20 protein-coding genes and 1 pseudogene are annotated in these 21,189 nt (G+C 38.2%); 8 read left to right on the forward strand and 13 right to left on the reverse strand.

Annotated features, from left to right (window positions below):
- Nucleotides 1–83 precede the first annotated feature (83 nt).
- Nucleotides 84–887 (forward strand): DUF6503 family protein, encoded by an 804-nt coding sequence (locus tag A9996_RS07195; RefSeq protein ID WP_066432843.1) that lies wholly within the window; start codon nucleotides 84–86, stop codon nucleotides 885–887.
- Nucleotides 888–1,014: 127 nt separating this feature from the next.
- On the opposite strand, the gene A9996_RS07200 is transcribed toward A9996_RS07195, so the two are convergent.
- From A9996_RS07200 to A9996_RS07210, 3 genes are all read right to left on the reverse strand, one after another.
- Nucleotides 1,015–2,313 carry an amidohydrolase family protein gene (locus A9996_RS07200; RefSeq protein WP_066432845.1) on the reverse strand — a complete coding sequence of 433 codons (1,299 nt, stop codon included), beginning with the start codon at nucleotides 2,311–2,313 and terminating at the stop codon, nucleotides 1,015–1,017.
- 75 nt (nucleotides 2,314–2,388) lie between these two features.
- Nucleotides 2,389–5,361 (reverse strand): amidohydrolase family protein, encoded by a 2,973-nt coding sequence (locus A9996_RS07205; RefSeq protein WP_066432702.1) that lies wholly within the window; start codon nucleotides 5,359–5,361, stop codon nucleotides 2,389–2,391.
- An 83-nt stretch (nucleotides 5,362–5,444) separates the two neighbouring features.
- A complete protein-coding gene (locus A9996_RS07210; RefSeq protein ID WP_066432704.1) occupies nucleotides 5,445–6,512 on the reverse strand; it encodes a DUF3810 domain-containing protein in 1,068 nt (355 codons plus the stop codon).
- A gap of 164 nt (nucleotides 6,513–6,676) precedes the next feature.
- Between A9996_RS07210 and A9996_RS07215 the strand changes: the two genes are divergently transcribed.
- Nucleotides 6,677–8,137, forward strand: coding sequence for an aminoacyl-histidine dipeptidase (locus A9996_RS07215; RefSeq protein ID WP_066432705.1), 1,461 nt, complete (start codon nucleotides 6,677–6,679; stop codon nucleotides 8,135–8,137).
- 220 nt (nucleotides 8,138–8,357) lie between these two features.
- On the opposite strand, the gene A9996_RS07220 is transcribed toward A9996_RS07215, so the two are convergent.
- The 3 genes and pseudogenes from A9996_RS07220 to A9996_RS07230 all read right to left on the reverse strand — a co-directional run bounded on the left by A9996_RS07220 (nucleotide 8,358) and on the right by A9996_RS07230 (nucleotide 11,085).
- Nucleotides 8,358–9,518, reverse strand: coding sequence for a peptidylprolyl isomerase (locus A9996_RS07220; protein ID WP_066432706.1), 1,161 nt, complete (start codon nucleotides 9,516–9,518; stop codon nucleotides 8,358–8,360).
- Nucleotides 9,519–9,522: 4 nt separating this feature from the next.
- Complete coding sequence (gldI, locus tag A9996_RS07225) at nucleotides 9,523–10,071, reverse strand: gliding motility-associated peptidyl-prolyl isomerase GldI (protein ID WP_066432707.1); 549 nt, start codon at nucleotides 10,069–10,071, stop codon at nucleotides 9,523–9,525.
- A pseudogene (locus A9996_RS07230) lies at nucleotides 10,068–11,085 on the reverse strand (DHH family phosphoesterase). The gene gldI and the pseudogene A9996_RS07230 overlap by 4 nt, the downstream one beginning before the upstream one ends.
- Nucleotides 11,086–11,260: 175 nt before the next feature.
- Between A9996_RS07230 and A9996_RS07235 the strand changes: the two are divergent.
- A complete protein-coding gene (locus tag A9996_RS07235; protein WP_066432708.1) occupies nucleotides 11,261–11,680 on the forward strand; it encodes a nucleoside-diphosphate kinase in 420 nt (139 codons plus the stop codon).
- Nucleotides 11,681–11,891: 211 nt separating this feature from the next.
- On the opposite strand, the gene A9996_RS07240 is transcribed toward A9996_RS07235, so the two are convergent.
- The 7 genes from A9996_RS07240 to recF form a co-directional block, all read right to left on the reverse strand.
- Entirely contained in the window at nucleotides 11,892–12,083 is a 192-nt protein-coding gene (locus tag A9996_RS07240; RefSeq protein ID WP_066432710.1) for a cold-shock protein, read from the reverse strand.
- A 217-nt stretch (nucleotides 12,084–12,300) separates the two neighbouring features.
- Nucleotides 12,301–12,654 (reverse strand): hypothetical protein, encoded by a 354-nt coding sequence (locus tag A9996_RS07245; RefSeq protein ID WP_066432713.1) that lies wholly within the window; start codon nucleotides 12,652–12,654, stop codon nucleotides 12,301–12,303.
- Nucleotides 12,651–14,444 (reverse strand): penicillin acylase family protein, encoded by a 1,794-nt coding sequence (locus A9996_RS07250; RefSeq protein ID WP_282955924.1) that lies wholly within the window; start codon nucleotides 14,442–14,444, stop codon nucleotides 12,651–12,653. The genes A9996_RS07245 and A9996_RS07250 overlap by 4 nt, the downstream gene beginning before the upstream one ends.
- On the reverse strand, nucleotides 14,410–15,072 hold the full coding sequence (locus A9996_RS20825; protein ID WP_282955925.1) for a penicillin acylase family protein: 663 nt from the start codon (nucleotides 15,070–15,072) through the stop codon (nucleotides 14,410–14,412). Before A9996_RS20825 ends, A9996_RS07250 begins: the two co-directional genes overlap by 35 nt.
- Nucleotides 15,073–15,167: 95 nt before the next feature.
- Complete coding sequence (locus A9996_RS07255) at nucleotides 15,168–15,464, reverse strand: DciA family protein (RefSeq protein WP_066432715.1); 297 nt, start codon at nucleotides 15,462–15,464, stop codon at nucleotides 15,168–15,170.
- 52 nt (nucleotides 15,465–15,516) lie between these two features.
- Nucleotides 15,517–15,948, reverse strand: a complete 432-nt coding sequence (locus tag A9996_RS07260; RefSeq protein ID WP_066432719.1) for a lipocalin family protein — start codon at nucleotides 15,946–15,948, stop codon at nucleotides 15,517–15,519.
- 102 nt (nucleotides 15,949–16,050) lie between these two features.
- Nucleotides 16,051–17,130 carry a DNA replication/repair protein RecF gene (gene recF / locus A9996_RS07265; protein ID WP_066432722.1) on the reverse strand — a complete coding sequence of 360 codons (1,080 nt, stop codon included), beginning with the start codon at nucleotides 17,128–17,130 and terminating at the stop codon, nucleotides 16,051–16,053.
- A gap of 135 nt (nucleotides 17,131–17,265) precedes the next feature.
- Between recF and A9996_RS07270 the strand changes: the two genes are divergently transcribed.
- From A9996_RS07270 to mutL, 5 genes are all read left to right on the forward strand, one after another.
- Nucleotides 17,266–18,033 carry a tetratricopeptide repeat protein gene (locus A9996_RS07270; protein ID WP_066432724.1) on the forward strand — a complete coding sequence of 256 codons (768 nt, stop codon included), beginning with the start codon at nucleotides 17,266–17,268 and terminating at the stop codon, nucleotides 18,031–18,033.
- A gap of 4 nt (nucleotides 18,034–18,037) precedes the next feature.
- Nucleotides 18,038–18,523: a 6,7-dimethyl-8-ribityllumazine synthase gene (gene ribH, locus A9996_RS07275; RefSeq protein WP_066432728.1), complete on the forward strand. Its 486-nt coding sequence runs from the start codon at nucleotides 18,038–18,040 to the stop codon at nucleotides 18,521–18,523.
- Nucleotides 18,524–18,822: 299 nt separating this feature from the next.
- Nucleotides 18,823–19,032: a hypothetical protein gene (locus tag A9996_RS07280; protein ID WP_066432729.1), complete on the forward strand. Its 210-nt coding sequence runs from the start codon at nucleotides 18,823–18,825 to the stop codon at nucleotides 19,030–19,032.
- Between the two features lie 5 nt (nucleotides 19,033–19,037).
- Nucleotides 19,038–19,292 (forward strand): riboflavin synthase subunit beta, encoded by a 255-nt coding sequence (locus A9996_RS07285; protein ID WP_346210591.1) that lies wholly within the window; start codon nucleotides 19,038–19,040, stop codon nucleotides 19,290–19,292.
- A gap of 27 nt (nucleotides 19,293–19,319) precedes the next feature.
- Complete coding sequence (mutL, locus tag A9996_RS07290) at nucleotides 19,320–21,170, forward strand: DNA mismatch repair endonuclease MutL (protein WP_066432731.1); 1,851 nt, start codon at nucleotides 19,320–19,322, stop codon at nucleotides 21,168–21,170.
- Nucleotides 21,171–21,189 lie beyond the last annotated feature (19 nt).

The following is a 21,189-nucleotide window of genomic DNA, read 5'->3' on the forward strand; positions in this document are numbered from 1 at the left end:
GAAATTGATCATCGCAGTACGGTTCAATTTAGGTAATTTTAAAACGCTTTAGTTGTCAAATGATCAAACAAAAACACTCACTTATGAAAAAAATCCTGTATTTATTAATGCTGCTTGCGGTTATGGTGTCTTGCAAAGACAAAACTACCGAAACAAAAACCGAAACTGAGCCTTATACTGAGGCAGAACCTGATGTGACCACAAGTGTCTATCCCGATAATTTGACTAAAGTTTTTGATGCCCATGGCGGACTTGATACTTGGAACGAAATGGCTACTTTGGAGTTTTCTGTAGAAAAACCTGGAGGTTATGAAATCACAACTACCGATCTAAAAGACCGTTATGCGCTTATTGAAATGCCTAAGCATACCATCGGATTTGATGGAGAAGTCCTTTGGATGAAAAATAGGGATAAAAGCACCTATGACGGCAATCCAAAATTTTACTATAATCTGATGTTCTATTTTTATGCAATGCCCTTCGTTCTTGCCGATGACGGTGTTATGTATGCTGAGGCAGAACCTTTAATCTTTGAGGGTAACACATACCCAGGCATCCAAATTTCATATGAAACTGGCGTTGGCGTATCTTCTGATGATGAGTATATCTTGTATTATGATGCCGATACACATAAAATGGCTTGGTTGGCATATACCGTTACTTTTGGCAAAGACGAAAAAAGTAAAGCATGGCATTTTATCAATTACACCAATTGGCAAGAGGTTGAAGGTATAGTAGTGCCGGAAACGATGGTTTGGTACACTGTTGAAAACAACCAACCTACCACCATAAAGAGTGAAACCAAATTTGTGAGTCCGATGTTGACCACCGTCAAAATGGATCCTAGAGTCTATGGCAGACCAGAAGGCGCCGAAATGATTCAATAAATAAAAAAAATCTGTCACTCTCCATGTTGAGAGTGACAGATTTATCCAAATTTAAAATATTTCTTTTAAAATCGAAGTGGGGTATTGTAAACTTGTTGCTTCACGCTTCCAACTTCGAACTCAAAAATTACTTCTCAGCCTTATACTTCTCATCATAACGGTGGTATAATTCAGTTTGGTGTGTTTCTAAACTTACTGATCGACCGTCAATAAAAGCATGAGTTAGTTTATTGGTACGCATATCTAAGGCATCACCTTCACTAATAAATAATGTGGCACTTTTACCTTCTTCCAAGGTGCCGTAATCTTGATCGATTCCTAATATTTTAGCAGTGTTTGAAGTAATGAGCTTTAAAGCCTCTTCTTTTTCTAAGCCGTGGGCAACCGTAGTTCCTGCATAAAAAGGAAGGTTTCTTGAGTTCATTCGCTCCATTTGTCCGCCAGCATTTAAAGCGACCATCACACCCTTATCTACCAATAATCTTGCTAATTTATAAGACATGTCATAATCATCATCGTCTTGACTTGGCAAAAGATGGACACGTTGCAAAATCACAGGAATGTTGTTTTGTTTCAACAAGTCGGCTACTTTGTAAGACTCGCTGCCACCAACAATGACCATGTGTTGCACCTTATTGTTTTTTGCAAAATGAATTGCATCTGTAATCCCTTTTTCATCATCAATATTGATGTACAGCTTTTTTGTCCCATCAAATAAACCTTGAGTAGCGGCGTATGGTAAATTGACTATAGATTGATCTCCAGCGGCGTAAGCTTTGGTCTCATTAAAATAGGAAATCAAATCATCCACCTGCTCGCTGTATTTATCATTGATCTTTAATCCAGGATCTTCACCAAGCCACCATCTACCGCGGCTAAAGCTACTTGGCCAATTCATATAGATACCGTCGTTCACTTTTACGGTAGCATCTTCCCAGTTCCAGGCATCAAATTGGACTATTGATGAGGTTCCTGAAATTCGGCCACCTTGAGGTGCAATCTGTCCCATCAACACCCCATTTGGGCGCATCGATTCCACCACTTTAGATTCGGCATTATAGGCGATGATACTCCTAATGTGAGGATTCATTTCTCCAATCTCATCGTCATCAGAGCTTGCTTTTACTGCGTCAATCTCCACCAAACCGAGGGTAGAAGAAGGCACGATAAACCCCGGATAGACATGTTTGCCATCGGCTTTGATCACTTCCATTCCTGAAAGATCTATTTGAGTATTGCTTGACACCGTGGTCAGTTTGCCGTCTTTAAAAACGATAAGACTGTTTTCAATGACCTCGCCATTGCCCAAATGTGCGGTTGCACCAGTAATGGCAATCGGTTTCGATTGCTTTGCTGCTGGTGTTTGTTGTGCAAACCCAAAGGAGGTGCACAGAATTATTATGAGTGTATATATTATGTTTTTCATATGGTTACGTTTTTGTGCCACGAATGCACGACTATTTTATTTTTTTACTGAAAACTGAAAACTGAAAACTGACAACTACTCCGAATCGCAATGCAACAATTCCTTTTCTTTCTTCTTGATCGGTTGTGTTTTTAAACCTTTATTCTTGGCTTGTAACATCTCATTGATCAGTTCACTTTTTTCTTTTTTGATTTGTGCTCTGATCATTTCATCACGTTTTAAATCAAAATAGGTAACGCCTTCAATAATAGTTTTTTCAGCTTTTGCATATATTGAAAGCGGATGGTCCGTCCAAAGCACCACATCGGCATCTTTACCAATCTTAATACTGCCCACACGATCATCAATATGCAACAGTTTTGCAGGATTCAAGGTGACAAATTTCCAAGCCTCTTCTTCGCTAACACCACCATATTTAACTGATTTGGCAGCTTCTTGATTCAAACGACGGCTCATTTCAGCATCATCACTATTGATGGCAACCGTTACGCCCGCATCATGCATAATGGCGGCGTTGTAAGGAATAGCATCATTGACTTCATATTTGTAAGACCACCAATCACTAAATGTGGATCCTCCAACTCCATGCTCAGCCATCTTATCGGCTACTTTATAACCTTCTAAAATATGGGTAAACGTATTGATGGTAAAGTTGAATTGCTCAGCAACCTCCATAAACATATTGATCTCACTTTGTACATAGGAGTGACAAGAGATAAAACGCTCGCCGTTCAATATTTCAACCAAAGTTTCCATTTCGATATCCTTACGGTAAGGTTTACCGCTTTTTTTCAAGGCCTCGTAGGCCTTTGCTCGCGTAAAATAATCCACATACACTTGCTCAACACCCATTCTGGTTTGTGGGAATCGCGTACCATCCCAATTGGATTGTTTGACATTTTCACCTAAGGCAAATTTTATAAACTTCGGACTGTTATCAAATATTAAGTCTTGAGCAGCATGTCCCCATTTTGGTTTGATGATGGCAGAACGGCCACCAATTGGATTTGCTGAACCATGTAAAATTTGAATGGACGTAACACCGCCGGCTAAGTTTCTATAAAGATTGACATCTGTATCGTCAATAACGTCTTCAATGGTGACTTCTGCAGAGGAGTTTTGTCCACCTTCATTGACAGAAGCTGCCGCAATATGTGAATGCTCATCAATAACCCCAGAAGTCAAGTGTTTTCCTGTGGCATCAATAACTGTTGCACCACCATCAGAAAGATTCTTTCCTATTTTGGCAATTTTACCGTTTTTGATCAGGACATCGGTATTTTCTAAAATGCCATCTTTTTCATTGGTCCAAACTGTGGCGTTTTTAAATAATAAGGTTTCAGCTTTTGGTAAGGTTTCAAAACCATAGCCATTATTAGGAAAAGTAATTGGCGATACAAAAGCAGTCGCTTCTTTTTTCTCGTCATCTTCATCCTCTTTTTTGGCATCAGTAGTGGCGTCTTTTTTGGTTTCTGTATGTTTTGAGAAGAAGTTCATTTCACTACCATTGGGCATGATGGCCTTTCCATTCAGATTTTTATTGGCATCCACGTTCGCCACAATTCTGATAAACTCTTGTTTGGTGCTATCTTGAGTCGTAAACGCAATATTTATCCAATCATCAGCATAAGATACTTTTGAGCCACGTTTTTTATCGTTAGAAGTGATTTCTGATTTCAACTTGCTCGATTCACCAGAAAGCGTCATCTCATAAGCCTCACTAGCTAAAGTAAAGGCATAGGTACCAGATATGTCCACAATATTTCTGTTTTCAATCACGTTTTTATGGCCTTGTACCCAGTTTTCAAACAGCGTTGTTTTTTCATCAAAAATATCTCCTGAAGCAATCAAGAAGTTGGCATAAGCGCCATTTGCTAAGGACCCAATTTTGTCAGATTTTCCTAAAAGTTGCGCAGGAACAGTAGTCAAGGCCTCTAATGCTTTTTCTTTGGAAAGTCCAGCTTCAATAGCTTTCATCAAATTTGCTTTGAAGTCTTTGGCTGATTTTAAATCGTGCGTGGTCAGTGCAAACGTGACGTTTTTATCTGCCAATAATTTTGGGTTGCTCGGTTTTTGATTCCAAGCTCTCATGTCTTGAACGGAAAGGGTAGAGGCCAAAAACGCATTTTCAACATCATAGGCATCCGGGAAATTAATTGGGATGATCATTGGGGCGTTCATCGCCTTAATTTCATCAATGCGCTCATATTCATCACCACCACCTAAAATAATGTATTGGATGTTGAAGAGATCGCCTACTTTATCGGCACGCAAATCATTAGCTCTACTGCCAGCTTCAAAAATTTGAACCATCGCTTTGTTGTTGTTCAACGCTTCAATGGAAAGATCTTTGGTTTTTGAATTGCCTTTGGCATACCAATCGGCATCATTATAAAGTTGTCTCAACAACGCCATACTTCCCATGATGGAAGAAGGGTAGGATTGATTGGAGGTGACACTTTTGCTGAAAGAAAGATATTGTGCAGACTTGGCATCGATGATACGCAAAGAATTATCATCGTCAGAATTAAGGGCAACCAAAGTTCCTGTACCACGCACAACGCCATCTTGGATGTGTGTGTTAACGACTCCAAAACCAGCTTTGATCAAATCTTCAGCCTTTTTAGAATCATATTTAAATTGATCAATGGCGTTGTTTTCCGGCATCACATGGTCATTCCAGTAAAAACCAGAACGCGAAGGATCATACTGTGAGCTTCTGCCACCACTTTCACGCTTTGGTTTTTCAACTCCAAAGTCAGAATACATATCAATAAACGAAGGGTAAATGCTTTTACCTGAAGCATCAATTTGTGTCGCGTTTTTCGGAATTGTTACCGAGGTTCCTGTAGCAACCACCTTACCATCCTTTATAAGTAATGTTCCTTTCTCAATCACTTGAGTAGGGCTTACATAAATTTTGGCATTTGTAATTGCGGTGTAATTGGTGTTTTTGGTCGCAACACCATCGTTTTTAGGGAAGTAGTCCTGTGCTAGAATAGAAAAACTGCACATGACGGTCATGATAGTCAAAATTTGTTTAATCATACGGTTGAAATTAGTTAGAAATTTGATTTCTAAAGATAAAGATAATGACCATTTTTGATGGGTATTAAGATATTTTTAACACTTTACAAAGGGTGTGTGTCAAAATAGTTAACTAAAAGCGCCACCACGTAACTGTAACTCTCAATGCCCCCTCTTTGATTGTTGGCCATTAAGAAACCGCTGTATGTATTTTTGAAAAATGGTTCTGAAATGTTTTCATAAGATTGCCAGAATAATCGCGCTTCCTCATAATTTTTGAGAACGCCTATATGTATTGTGATAAGCAGTTCTTCATATTTCGCAGGATCTCTCACATAAAGATCGTTCAAGCAATGCTGCAATGCAAAGGAATACCCTGAATAGTTGAAATAAATATTGTCATGTTTCATAGCAGCCATCGCGCCAATAAAATTGGCCTCATTTTCGGCAGCAAACCCCAATTGGTGTGCAATTTCATGACTTGTTGTGGTAGGATATTTATAGGTAGGAATTAGGCCGTCAATTTGAGCCTCATTAGTAAATGGATTCAAATAGCCACTGAAACCCATATAGGTCAACGGCAGACTGTAAATAGAGCGCTTTAAACTACTTGGCCAATACGCGAGATTTGGATATTCTTTAGCGAGCCGGTCATAGCCTTTGGGTGCCAAAGCAATAAGTTCACGTTTGGTATAGGGCATGATAACCATACTCGTATCTTGCTCTTCAATGATGCCATGTATGACGTTGGTTTTTAAAATTAACTCTTCTGTAAATTTGACCAGCTGTTCTGTAGAATACTCGTTTTTAATGTTCAGTGATTTATGGAGTGGTAACCTGTAGTAATTGAAAGCCCAAAGAATGTGAAAGGCAAAATATCCTACTGATACGGCGGAAAGAATGTCCAAAAAATAATTTTTTGTGTCTTGTCGAACGCGTTTTCTGTTTTTGAAAAACCATCGGATAACATAAAGTACTGCTACAGTATAAAGTATATCTCCAACAGAAAAGGGAATCCAACCAAATACAAAGTGCATCAGTTTTGAAATCCATTGGTAAATGCCGTTGCTGTAATATTTTTCGACAAATTCAGGAAAATTGGCCAATACTTTTATGAGCAAAATTTGTAAGATCAATGAAAGGGCAATAATAAGTTTGGTGTGTTTGCGCATGCCTCAAAAATAGAAAATAGTTTTATATAACATCCATGAATCCTTACCTTTGTAAAACAACATAAAATAGACCTATGAAATGAGCATGAGCAAAATTCGGCCACAGATACGAATGAAAATTTGCGAATTGCATATGACCATTAATAATAAATAAACATCAACATATGAATACAGAAATAAGACAATTAGAGCCTCAAGAACTTTGGAATAAGTTTGCCGATTTAAATGCCGTACCACGACCTTCAAAAAAAGAAGAGCGCGTGATTGCCTTTATGAAAGATTTCGGGAAGCAATTGGGATTGGAAACTTTAGAAGATACTGTTGGTAATGTGATCATCAAAAAACCAGCCACGGCCGGAATGGAAGATCGTAAAACAGTGGTGATGCAATCGCATTTGGATATGGTGCATCAAAAAAACAATGATACCAACTTTGATTTTGATAACCAAGGGATTGAAATGTATGTGGATGGCGATTGGGTAAAAGCGAAGGGCACGACACTTGGTGCTGACAACGGATTGGGAGTTGCTACGATTATGGCCATTTTAGAAAGTAAAGATATTCCGCATCCTGCTATTGAAGCCTTGTTTACCATTGATGAAGAAACGGGGATGACAGGAGCCAAAGGATTAGAAGGTGGTTTATTGACCGGCGCTATCCTTTTGAATCTTGATACCGAAGAAGATGATGAAATTGGTGTTGGATGTGCCGGAGGTATTGATGTCACGGCGACAAGAACCTATGAAGAAGAAGAAACACCTGAGTTTAAAACGGGTTATAAAATTACAGTTAAGGGCTTGAAAGGTGGCCACTCCGGAATGGATATCCATGAAGGATTGGGTAATGCCAATAAGTTGATGAACCGTTTGCTTTTTGATGGTTTTGAAAACTTCGGATTGCGTATTGCTGAAATTGATGGCGGAAGTCTGCGTAATGCCATTCCTAGAGAAAGCAACGCCATCGTAGCGGTTGACACGATGAATGACGCTGCATTCGAAACTGAAATGGAAGAAATCATCAATGATATCAAAACTGAATATAAAACGCTAGAACCTAATTTGACCGTCGAAATTTCTAAGATTGAGACGCCTGCAATGATGATGGATTTAGGGGTTCAGGAAGGGTTGACTAGAGCGCTTTACGCAGCGTGTAATGGGGTTTATAGAATGAGTCCTGATATTCCTGATTTGGTGGAAACCTCCAATAACATAGCACGAGTGATCGTTAAAGATGGAGACATCAAAATTGGATGTTTGACACGCTCGTCTGTAGAAACATCAAAATGGGATTTGGCAAATATGCTGCGTGCTACTTTTGAACTGACAGGCTGCGAAGTGGAATTTTCAGGTGATTATCCAGGATGGAAACCAAATATGGATTCTGCAATTTTGAAAGTCTTATCAAACCTATATATTGAAATGAACGGCAAAGAAGCGCATGTAGCCGCGTGTCATGCAGGTTTGGAATGTGGGATTTTGGGACAGAACTATCCTGAGATGGATATGATCAGTTTTGGACCTAATATTAAAGGAGCGCATTCTCCTGATGAACGTGCTCAAATTTCGTCTGCACAAAAATATTGGAAATTTGTATTGGAGATTTTGAAGAATATTCCGAAGAAGTAAATTTCAAATTTCAAATTCCAAATTCCAATTCCAAAAATCAAGCTAAAAGATAGGATGTATTTTTTGTAAAAATGGCTTGAAAAAAATTTCGTAAACTAATTTATTACCGGAATAATTGGAAATTAAAAAGCAGCTTTAAGAGGTCTTAAAGCTGCTTTTTAATTTCCAAAAAAATAGATATTTGAATTTGGAATTTTCCTATTGGAAATTGAACAATCTATTATTCAATTCCAACCATTTCTATAATAAAGATCAGGTCTGTATTTGGCGGAATGACACGGTTGCCACGCTCTCCATAAGCCAAGTGCGATGGTAAATAAAAGAATGATTTGTCACCCACACGCATTTGTGAAGCAGCCTCTCTAAAGCCGGCAATCATTGGAGCATCAGGACCAATTTTTGTTGGCATTGGGTTGTACATTTGCGCTTGATCTTTTTGCTCATTATACATCCCGTACAGCTCTTCAACACTTTTTACGTTACTGTCAAACAATCGTCCATCAGTATAGTAACCTTCATAATTCAATATTGCAGTGGCTCCTGTTTTTGGTTTATCGCCCGTACCCTTTGTAATGTTGTACATTTTTAAGCCAGAAGCCAAAGTTTTTGATTTCCCTTCATAAGTTTCTAAGGCAGGTTTCATGTCAGCAGCAGCGGCAGCACTTTTTTCAGTTCTAGCTTTTTGCAGTTCTTCCTCTTTAGCAAGACGCTCTTTTTCTTCTTGTTCAGCTTTTGCAAAATGATCTTTGAATACATTTGGTGCATCAAAATTTTTGGCATCCTTTCCTTTTCTGATGATGTTAACTTCTTCCATAATGACAGGATTTACCGGTTTGTCGCCAGGTTTAGTAGTTTCAACCCCTGATAGCGTGTGCAACACATCTTCGCCCATAACGAGATATCCAAAAACATTATAGCCACCATCTAAGTTGGGTGTTGCGCCTTCTGTGATAAAGAATTGACTGCCGTTAGTGTTTGGGCCAGAATTGGCCATAGATAAAGTTCCAACTTTATCATGTTTAAGATCGTCAGAAATTTCATTATTAAATTTATATCCAGGGCTGCCGCTTCCAGTTCCTGTAGGGTCGCCACCTTGGATCATAAATTCATCAATAATTCTGTGAAATGTCAATCCGTTGTAATATTTTTTACCAATGTAAGCACTATCCACAAGCGTGTTGGTACCTTCAGCTAATGAGATGAAGTTAGCCACAGTTACAGGTGCTTTCTGGTATTCCAATTGGAGTACCATTGTGCCCTGATTTGTGATAATTTCAGTGTACAATCCATCTTCTAAATCTGGATATTTGTCGTTGCAGGCAGTTGCCGTAACAAGGAGCATTAACAATATGAGGCCAAAAGCCTTTTGAATCAATCGCATAGTTTTAATCGTTTTGGTTTTGAATTATTGAATTTACGGTTACTTCGCAAATAACGGGAGTATTGGTGCCAATTTTGTTCTTGTCACCATAGTAACCATAAGCTTTTTGAGAGGGGAATAAAAAGGTGATTGTTTCACCTGGTTTCATAAGTTTTAAACCTTCTCTTAGTCCTGTAAATAGTTCTTCTTGATCCATGGCGTAATCACGCGGTTGGATGTCTTCATCTGAATAAATGTCATTACCATTGAAGTCTTTAATGTCATAATCAAAATTGACAATGTCTCCAAAGGAAGGTGTAATGGTGTCCTTCTCCACTTTGGTATTATAGTAGTACCAAAAACCACTTTCTGAAGCAATATAGTTTTGAGAAGTGTCTTTATCAATGATATTTTGGATTTGTGCAGACTCTTGAGTATGTAGTTTTTTGTTGCGTTCTGCCGAAATTTTTATAAAGGAACCTGTTTGTTGGGAAATAGGTCTTCTAGCTTCGGGAGACTTACAACTACTGACGCTGATGGTTAAGATAAGGATGATAAGAAGAGCTCTTGTCATGAATTTAGGGTGTGTTTATAGCGTGGCAATATACTAATAAATTTTTCAACTGTATCATTTAATCCGAGGTCGCTTTTGCCACCCGCTGCATTGGTATGGCCTCCACCGCCAAAATTTTCTCGTGAGAATTCGTTGACGGAGAAATCACCTTTGCTGCGCAAGGATATCTTAATAATACCCTCTTGTTTGTGCTCAATAAAAATGACTGCAAAAATAAATGTTTTTTATAGAAAGCCCATAATTTACGAAGCCTTCCGTATCACCTTTTCTAAAGTTGGCTGCATTCAGTTCTTCTTGAGTTAGGGTAATGTATGCCGTTCTATATTCAGGAAGTACGTTTAAATTCTTAAGTGCCACACCTAAAAGTTGCAGGCGCTCGTAACTATTGGTGTCATAAATGGCATTGTATATTTCAGAATGGTCAGCACCTTTTGCAATCAAGTCAGCAGTCACCAAATGCGTGGTGCTTGTAGTGGATGAGAACCTGAAAGATCCTGTATCTGTCAAAATGCCTGCATAAAGACATGTTGCAATTTGGTCATAAATGGCTGCAGTATCTCCGAGCATGCTTATAAACCGATAGATCATTTCACAGGTAGAACTCATGGTGATGTCACTAAACATATAGTCAGCGTATGAGTCGGGTTGTTGATGATGGTCAATCATGATTTTAATGGCTTTTGAATTGGCCAAACCAGTCTCCATGTCTCCAGCACGATGAAGCGCATTAAAGTCGAGGGTAAAGATGATGTCTGCGTTTTCTATCAGGCTTTCTGCCTTGGTTCTATCAGATTCATGAATAATGACTTGGTCTTGCCCAGGTATCCATTTTAAAAAATCCGGATAATCATTGGGAGCAATCACCAATGCCTTGTGATTGTTTTTTATAAGATAGTGGCAAAGGCCTAAAGTAGAACCCATCGCGTCTCCATCAGGATTTTTGTGTGGTACAATGACGATGCGTTTTGGGGTGGCCAATAAGGCCTTTATTTCTTTAATATCCTGTTCATTCATAGCGTGCGAAGATACTAATTTTTTAATATTCACAATATGGTTTTTAGTTATAAATGCCTTACTTTTGCACGAAATTTATAAGTACTTTATAAAAATATAAGGGTTTTAAAGTGCTTGATTTAATAAGACCAAAAACTAAAAATTAATATTAATCAGAATCAATTAAATTACAAATATGGCAACAAATAGAACGTTTACAATGCTTAAGCCAGATGCAGTCGAAAAAGGACACATTGGTGCAATCTTAGAAAAAATCAGTGCTTCAGGCTTCAGAATTGTAGCATTAAAATTAACGCATATGACTACTGCTGATGCAAAGGAATTTTACGCTGTACATAGCGAAAGACCTTTTTATGGTGAGTTGGTAGAATATATGACCCGCGGACCAATTGTAGCTGCTGTTTTAGAGAAAGAAAATGCTGTTGAAGATTTCAGAACCTTAATTGGAGCTACCAATCCTGCGGATGCAGCTGAAGGAACTATCCGCAAATTATATGCTGCCTCTATTGGCGAAAATGCTGTTCACGGAAGTGATAGTGATGAAAATGCCGCTATTGAAAGCGCGTTTCATTTTGCTGGAAGAGACATGTTTTAATTAGAGAAATAAGACCGCTTCGCTTTGAGACATGAGATATCAGACTTGAATCTGATATTAAAATTGTAAGTATCTATTTTAAAGATGATGTGAAGCACAATATTGAAAGCTTGGATAAATTTTTATCCAAGCTTTTTTTAGTGGAGGTGATTAAAAACAAAAAGCCCCGCAACATTTGTTGCGGGGCTCTACATTTAAAAAAGCTTATATATTAGATAACTTTTACGTTAACTGCGTTTAATCCTTTTTTTCCTTCTGTAAGATCGAATTCAACTTCGTCGCCTTCACGAACTTCGTCGATTAATCCTGAAATGTGAACAAAATGTTCTTTGTTGTTTCCTTCTTCTACGATAAAACCGAAGCCTTTAGCATCGTTGAAAAATTTTACTGTTCCTTTACTCATTGTAATAAATATTAAATTATTTGTATATAATACGCCAAAGATAATACCTAAAGGGATACAAACTACCTTTTTGGCTATAAATATTTTTGAAAGACTTCATTACCTAAAATTTTTGAGAATTTTTAGTCTGAAATATAGCTTTATTAAAAATTTGTTTTCAAGTCGATCTCAAGTTTGACAGCACTCATATCTCTTTAAAGGGATCCACAAATAGCTACTATCGTTTAATTAAGAGACGACATTGATTTCCTAATAAAGCCGCTACGCCAGCAGCAACACCACCAATAAAACCCGTAACCAAGAGCAATAGCGGCCAACTGCCACCTAATGGTAGCAACACCGCTATTTTTTCTGCCAAAATAAAATCGTTGGCATTGCCTAGCCAAAAGGCATATACCATCCAAAATAAAAGGACGGCCAAAAATGGGATAAAAAAAACAGCCGAACGTTTCAGACCAAAAAATAAAGTGGAGACAAAACCTGCGACCATGACATGCCACCAAGGCAAGAATTGAGAGAGGATAATGGCAATAATCAAAGTGACTGCAAAATTAATAAGATTGTTTTTCATCGATTTGGTATTAATGTTTGGGTTGCCATAATATCTTTTTTAGCGTCTTGATCTTGCATAAACAACAAGCTTATATAGTCTCCTGCGGCCCATTGATCAATAAAATTATCGTAATATTTACTGCCCGGATTCCCTGATTGACCGCCTGGATAAATCCCATAGCCAATAGGAGGGGATGTCATTTCTACAATCATTCGCCATGAAGGCCCATGGTTTTTTGAAGCGGCATTTACGGTGTTGTAATCGCCACCAATAGGTACATCAAATCGAGAAAATGCAGGAAGCGCTTGGAGCAAGTGGCCTACGAAGGTAGCTTTGTAGGCACTCCAATTATAATCGCCATGTGCTGCCTTCCATTCCACAAGCTCTTTTGCAGTCTCTTTAAACGTAATCAAAAATAAATCTTTTGCGGTTTCTTTTTCTGGCGTGCTGACAATATCCATCAATTCATCTTCAGGCTGGTTCTTGAGCATTTCAATAGTTTGATAAGTAAAAGGTTTGTCCATTACCAAAGGATCAGCATCATATTCATCCCAAATAATTTCTGACAATTTGGTCCACCAACTTTCCCAAATACTTGGTGCCAGTTGATCAATTTCGCTGTAGAAATCCCACATTTTGATCGTATTAAGAATATCCATTTCTTCAGTATTTAATGAGGAGGTGTCCATATTGGCGAAAACATAAGGCAGCAACTCAGACGCTTTTAAATTGTAATTGTTGTTCTGTAAGTTCTTAAAATCTTGAATGTCGAATTTGTCCTTCGATCTGAAAAAATCATTGATAGTGCGGTTTCTGTAGGTTTCATAACCATCGTTAAAAACATAAAACGGATAAGATTCATCCACAGGATGCTGATTTGCAGAACTCACAAAACCGCGTTCCGGATTTTTAGTATGCGCATTAAATGCCTGAGGAATAAAGTTTTGCCAATCGTGTTGCGGATTGCTGCCATCTAATAAAAATTTACCTTGTCCTTCCCATTTATTGGGGAATTTTCCTTGAATCCATAGGGCAATATCACCTTGGGTAGAGGCAAAGACAAAATTTTGGGCTGGAGCGGTATAGCCTTTAAGCGCATTAAGATAATCATCATAATTTTTTCCTTCGTTAAATTTTAAAAAGGTACGTTGGTTGTTGCCACCCATATGTCCTACCCATTGCATGGCATAGCCTGCTTTTGGATTATCGCCTTTAAAATTATGGTCATAGGTTACAGGACCATGGTGTGTATAAATAATGGTGTCATAAAGCGTTTTCCCATTTCTGATTTTGATTTCCTCAATACGCTGTGTGGTCTTTTTCCATTGGCCATCATGTTTATATTCTTTTCTGGTGGTGTCTTTAAATTCGATTTTATACCAATCCAAAACATCCCGTGTGGCATTGGTTTCACCCCAAGCAATATGATTATTAAACCCTGAAATGATTCCCAAAGCCCCGGGAAGTGTGGCGCCAAAACTGTTATGCTCTGGGGTGGCCAATTGCATGACAAACCAAATGGAAGGAAGATTCAAACTTAAATGTGGATCATTGGCCAAAATAGGATGTCCGGAATATGACTTTTCTCCTGAAACAGCCCAGTTATTACTGCCATTATGAGGATTCGTTTTCTCTAGCGTTTCTGAAAGGGTAATCGAGTCAGAGGGTATTTCTGATTCAGGCGTTTCAGGCATTTTCATATCGATAAAACTCCAATCGGTTTCTTTAGAAATAACGGGATCGTTAATATCAAAAAAATCAGGATATAAAAGATCAAAACGATCCTTTCCAAATACTTTTAAGAGCATTGGTATATTCCAGATCAGAATCACCACCGGCCAACATTTTTGTCATATACATGAGCAACAGCGCCGTTTTTTTAGTAGTCCAAAGTTCAGGTGCATAATCCAGCAGTTTGTATTCTACAGGATAGTCTTTGGGTTGCAACTGCTTGATGTAGCTATTGACACCGTCACGATACGCTTCCATGTATTTTAAAGTTTCAGGATCTTTCTGCATTTCTTCGAGCGCTTTTTCTGCACCAAAATCCATGCCCCGGCGGCGTTCTTGACGGTCATATTCCAGTGCTTTGTCGCCAATAATTTCTGCCAAGCGTCCACCAGCGGCAAAGGTTTGAAATTCCAGTTGCCACAAGCGGTGTTTTGCCGTGAGATAGCCTTGCGTAAGATATAGGTCTACGTCATTTTGGGCAAACACGTGCGGAATCAAATACTGATCATAATGAACAGTAACCTCACTCTCTAAACCATCAATAGGCATGTTGGTGCTGAGGTTTTCATCCTGCTCGTTTTGCCAAAACCCTTGATTGGGACTCAAAAATTTACCCATGGGAGGAATGCTGCCAAATTTGCCATTCAGACCAATAAACACGACTATAGTAAACACTAAAGCAAGCAGTAGTTTGAAATATTTCATAGAGGTAATTTAGTTGAGGATTTGAAAATAGGGACTAATACGGAAATAAAGTGTTAATGAAGAATGAAGTAGCGGTTACAAAATAAAGGACCTATTTAACGCAATACCAATTTTTTAATCACGTCTTTACCTAAAGATTCATTGAGCATTTTTATAATTTTATCCTTACCATAACTTAGTTCTTCTCGTAACACACTAGAACTGAGTTGTACATAAAGCGTATCGCGCTCCAATTGAATAGCCGTAGTATAGTTGTTGACGCCATTGCCCATCATCTGGGCCCAAGCATCTTTTACGTTCACTTTGTCCAGTCCTGGTTGAAGTTTATTATTGTCCACAAATTCTTTTAGGAGATCACTGATAGAAAGATGATCATTATTTCGTCTTGCCATTTTAGATGTGTTGTATATTATTTGGAATTTGAAATTTGTTATTTTGACTTTGTTATTCGGAACTTGATTTTTCCACAGTTATCGGTTCAAAGCGTTTATAAAGATACTTTACTTTTTGCTCGTTTATAATCAAAAGCTGATCTTCAGTCGCATTTAAAACAGTTTCTTTCCATGTGGCGTAGGGTGTGGTATAGTAAATACGCAGACTGTCATTTTCAATTTTCACTTTCAAACCTTCAGCGTCATCTGATGTTGTATAGGTACCATCAAAACTAGGCTTCAATTTTTTTCTGAATCCTGTCAAACTATCGTTCACGCTCAAATAATCAACAGTTTCATTATATACGTAATCTCGCTTAGAACCATCTGCCATGGTGACTTCATCAATTTCCCAATAGCCGGTCAAATGCTCCACAAATGAATTGGGATCATTGGAACAGCCCATTAAAATGAAACTCAAAAGTAAAATTGTATATCTTTTCATGGTTGTGTAAAATTTAAGTTCCAAAATTTAAGCTCTAAATCCCAAAAGGAATGTCATTCTAATGTGTTCTTGCGATTTGGAAATTTAAATCTGGAATTTGCATCAGAGTTTAAATATCTTATAAGACTGATGCACCTGTTTAATAATGTCTTCGGTACGATCAGCATGTGTGTCACTGATAAAAAGCTGTCCGAAATTCTCATTGTCGACCAATGCAATTATTTGTGCAACGCGGTTTTCATCTAATTTATCAAAAATATCATCCAAAAGCAAAATAGGAGAGACGCCACTTCTTTGTTTTATGAAATCAAACTGTGCTAATTTCAGAGCAATCAAAAATGATTTTTGCTGTCCTTGACTGCCAAATTTTTTAATCGGGAAACCGTCAATCTCAAAATTCAAATCGTCTTTATGAATTCCAACTGAGGTGTACTGAAGCGCTTTGTCTTTATTGATGTTGCTCTTCAAAAGTGAATTCAAATCGGTTTCAAACAAATCACTTCTATAGCTCAAATCAACAGGTTCCTGCTTATTGCTGATCGCGTTATAGCGCTCCTTAAAAATAGGAATAAAAGTTTCCAGAAACGCTTTTCTAATGGTGAAAATTTCAGAGCCATACGTGTGCAGCTGCTCATTATAAACTTCCAATGTTTGGGCATTAAAGGTATTGTTCAGTGCAAAATATTTCAATAGAGCATTACGCTGCTGGAGTATTTTGTTATAGCTGATCAGTTGATTGAGATAATTTTTATCACTTTGTGAAATCACACTATCTATAAATTTCCTTCTGGTATCACTGCCTTCAATGATCAAGTCCCTATCAGCTGGAGAAATTATGACCAAAGGAATAAAGCCAATATGGTCACTAAATTTTTCATATGCTTTCCCATTGCGCTTGATCATTTTTTTTTGACCTTTCTTTAGCGAAACGATTATTTTTTCATCACGATCTTCTTTCTCAAAAATGCCTTCTACCACGAAAAAATCTTCCCCGTGTCTGATGTTTTGGGTAGCGATGGGATTGAAATAACTTTTCCCAAAAGATAAATTGTATATAGCGTCCAAAACATTGGTTTTTCCTATGCCATTGGCACCCACAAAGCAATTGATTTTGTGATCAAAAGTAAAGTCTTGACTATCAAAATTTTTGTAATTAAGTAAGGAAAGTGAGTTTAAAACCATGTAAAAAATTCGCTTTTAAATAAGATTGATGATCAACTGCGCGAAAGGATGTGCAAATTATTGAAAAATAACAAATAATTTACCTTTTATATACCAATTAAAATTTTAATTTTGCGGCGCACAAATTACGACACTATGGCAACTTATAAGAAAAGAGGTTACAAACCAAAAACCCAAGCTGAAAAAACTGAAGCTTTAGAAGACAACTCAACAACGGCCGAGGTATTTAACACCTTGGATGAGTCTGCTTCCAGAACTGAAGAATGGGCAGTTAAAAACCAAAATTATATTATTGGGGCTGTAGCGGTGATAGCTTTGGTTGCCTTAAGCTATTTGGGCTACAACAAATTTGTTGCAGAACCTAAGGCGAGTTTAGCAATGAACGATATGTTCCAGGCACAGCAGTATTTTGAGCAAGCAGTCAATGGTGTTGCAGCTAAAGACTCTTTGTATACCTTGTCCTTAAACGGCGGTGAAGGAAAGTTTGGGATGTTGGACATCATCAACGAATACGGTGGAACACCTGCAGCTGATTTGGCTACCTATTACGCCGGAATGGCCTATTACAATTTGAATGACTACCAAAATACTGTAAAATATTTGAGTGATTTTTCAGGTGACGATTTATTATTAGCACCTATTGCGAACGGTAGGATTGGAGACGCTTTTGTACAGCTTAACCAACCTGAAGATGCTTTGAGCTATTACGAAAAGGCAGCCAGTATGAATGAAAATGGTTTTACAACGCCAATGTACTTGTTTAAAGCAGGTAACGTTGCACTTACTCTAGGAAAGACAGAAGCCGCTCTTGAGCACTTTAATACTATAAAAGAAACGTATCCAACATCAAGCCAAGCGGCCAATATTGAGGTATTTATAGGACAGGCACAGGCAAGTTTGTAAAAGCATGGCAACAAAAAATCAGAATTTATCAGATTATGATAAAAACACAATCCCAAATGCGAAAGACTTTCGATTTGGGATTGTTGTTTCAGAATGGAACAGTACTATCACCGATAATCTTTTTCAGGGTGCTTTCGATACGCTGGTTGCGCATGGCGCATTATCTGAAAACATTGTCAGCTGGCATGTTCCTGGTAGTTATGAGCTGATTTATGGCAGTAAAAAAATGCAAGACCAAAAGGTGGATGCAGTTATTGCGATAGGTTGCGTGATTCAAGGAGATACCAAGCATTTTGACTTTGTGTGTGAAGCGGTTTCCCAAGGGATCAAAGATTTGAATGTGATGCATGATACGCCAGTCATTTTTTGTGTGCTCACTGATAATACGATGCAACAATCTATTGACAGATCAGGTGGCAAACACGGCAATAAAGGTATTGAGGCGGCAGTAGCGGCTATTAAAATGGCGGTGTTGCGTCAACAGGCTTGATTTAGTCTTCAGTCCTCAGTCTTCAGTCCTCAGTCTTCAGTCTTCAGTCCTCAGTCTTCAGTCCTCAGTCTTCGGTCTTCAGTCTTCGGTCCTCAGTCCTCAGTCCTCAGTCTTCGGTCATCCGTCACCCGTCACCCGTCATCCGTCACCCGTCATCAATCTCCGCGCTTCAAGCTTCAAGCTTCCTTCTTCAAGCTTCCATCTTCCTCCTCTTTTGTTAACAATTTTTAGCAGTTGAAGCGACGTTTTTCCTCGTATTTTAAGTACATTTGAAGTTCACAAAGACAAAGTTTTCAATAGTGAATTTATTTAAACAGCGTCAACCAAAACGTTTTAGTTACACGCCAAGACATCTCAAAGAACATCATAAGGATAAATCTTATGAATTTGATCCCCAATGGCGTCAAAAAACACAGCGCAAGAAAAAAACGTCGTCATTACTCGTGCTCATGATTATCTTAGGTATGGTAATTGTTATTTGGTATGTTTTAAGTAACTACGAAATTTAGAAATTATGGGCATCTTTAAGACACGTCAAAACAAGAAATATAATTATATACCAAGGCACTATCAAGGTGAGGGAAATCCGTTTGAGATCAAGCATAAATTTGATGAGCACAGAAAAACGGTCGGAAATGTAGGTTTAAAAGGTAAATTCGAAAACGCTTGGGACGACTATAAAAATACACCTGACAAAACCGCAAACAGACGAATTCTCATTATTGCTGCGTATTTTAATATTCATTTTTCTGTTAATCATAGGCTTTGATTTGTCAATATTCTTTCCTAAAGGCTAATGTCAGATATCATTCAACTTTTACCAGATCATGTTGCTAATCAAATTGCAGCAGGAGAGGTCGTACAACGTCCTGCTTCTGTAGTGAAAGAACTGCTTGAAAATGCCATTGATGCTGATGCCACCGTAATAAAACTAATTATTAAAGACTCTGGTAAGACGCTTGTTCAGGTCATTGATAACGGCAAAGGGATGAGTGCTACAGATGCCCGTTTGAGCTTTGAACGTCATGCCACTTCCAAAATCCGTTCGGCAGATGATTTGTTCAGTCTGCATACCAAAGGTTTTAGAGGTGAGGCTTTAGCCAGTATTGCGGCCATTGCGCATGTGGAGTTGAAGTCGAAACAGGATTCTCAAGAACTCGGAACCTTGATTGCTATTGAAGGGAGTGAAATTAAAGCCCAGGAGGTCACGGTAACGCCCACTGGCACTACTATAGCCGTAAAACATTTATTTTTCAATATTCCTGCGCGTCGTAATTTCTTAAAATCGAATACGGTAGAGTTGCGCCATATCATTGACGAATTTCATCGTGTGGCTTTGGCACATCCAAAAGTTGGTTTTGCAATGTACCATAATGGGAGCGAACTTTTCAATCTGCATGAGAGTAACTACCGCCAACGTGTGGTTCATATCTTTGGAACAAAAACCAATGAAAAATTAGTTCCTGTTGAAGAAACTACTGAAGTTTTGACCATTTCCGGATTTGTGGGCAAACCACAATTTGCAAAAAAAACGAAGTCAGAGCAGTTCTTTTTCGTCAACAATCGGTTTATCAAAAGCCCTTATCTCAATCATGCTGTTAATGCGGCTTTTGATGGCTTGATAAAAGATGGCAGTCATCCCATCTATTTTTTAAATTTAACAGTCGATCCAAAATCGATCGATATCAATATCCATCCCACTAAAACCGAAATCAAGTTTGACGATGAGCACACGCTGTATGCTATTTTAAGATCATCGGTTAAACATAGTCTGGGACAATTTAACATTGCACCAATTTTGGATTTTGAGTACGATACCAATTTAGATACGCCCTACAATTACAAAGATAAAGGCGCTGAAACGCCAACTGTGGAAGTTGATCGTGACTACAATCCGTTTAGGGAAGAACGCACTTCAGGGAAGCAAGTCACAGCATTTAGGAAACAGACGCTCAATAATTGGGATAGTCTTTATGTTGGACTGGAATCTAAAGGAACGCGGGACACCCAAGATTTCAGCCAGGTAGAATTTGAGAGTGAACCGGAAAAAGCAACCTTGTTCGGTAATCAGCCACAAACTGAAACCACGCAAAGCACTTATCAATTTCAGAATAAATACATCATTAGCACCATTAAATCTGGCATGTTAATGATTGATCAGCACAGAGCACACCAACGGATTTTATATGAAGGGTTGCTGAAGAGTATGACCGTAAAGGAAGCGGTGAGCCAACAATTGTTATTTCCATTACAATTGCATTTTACGGGTGCTGAATTAACCATTTTAAAACAGTTGCAGGATGATTTGGAAGCTACCGGCTTTGTGTTTTCAACAATTGAGGAAGGACAGGTTGAGATTACAGGGCTTCCGATAAATGTGCCAGAAAGTGAAGTATCCATTATTTTGGAGCAACTAATTAGCGATGTAGAACAGGAAGTGCCTGATAGCCATTTTAGCGCTACAGATTTATTGGCAAAATCAATGGCTAAGAGTTTGGCCATAAAAACTGGACAATCTTTGTCAAACCTAGAACAGGAGCATTTGGTGAACAGTCTATTTGCATGTAAGGAACCTTCCGTATCACCAACCAATAGAGCTACATTTATTACGATGGCAATTGATGAGGTTGACAGAAAATTTATGTAATTTTAATAACGTTAAGATC

Source organism: Gelidibacter algens (assembly GCF_001678675.1).
Classification (GTDB): Bacteria; Bacteroidota; Bacteroidia; order Flavobacteriales; family Flavobacteriaceae; genus Gelidibacter; species Gelidibacter algens.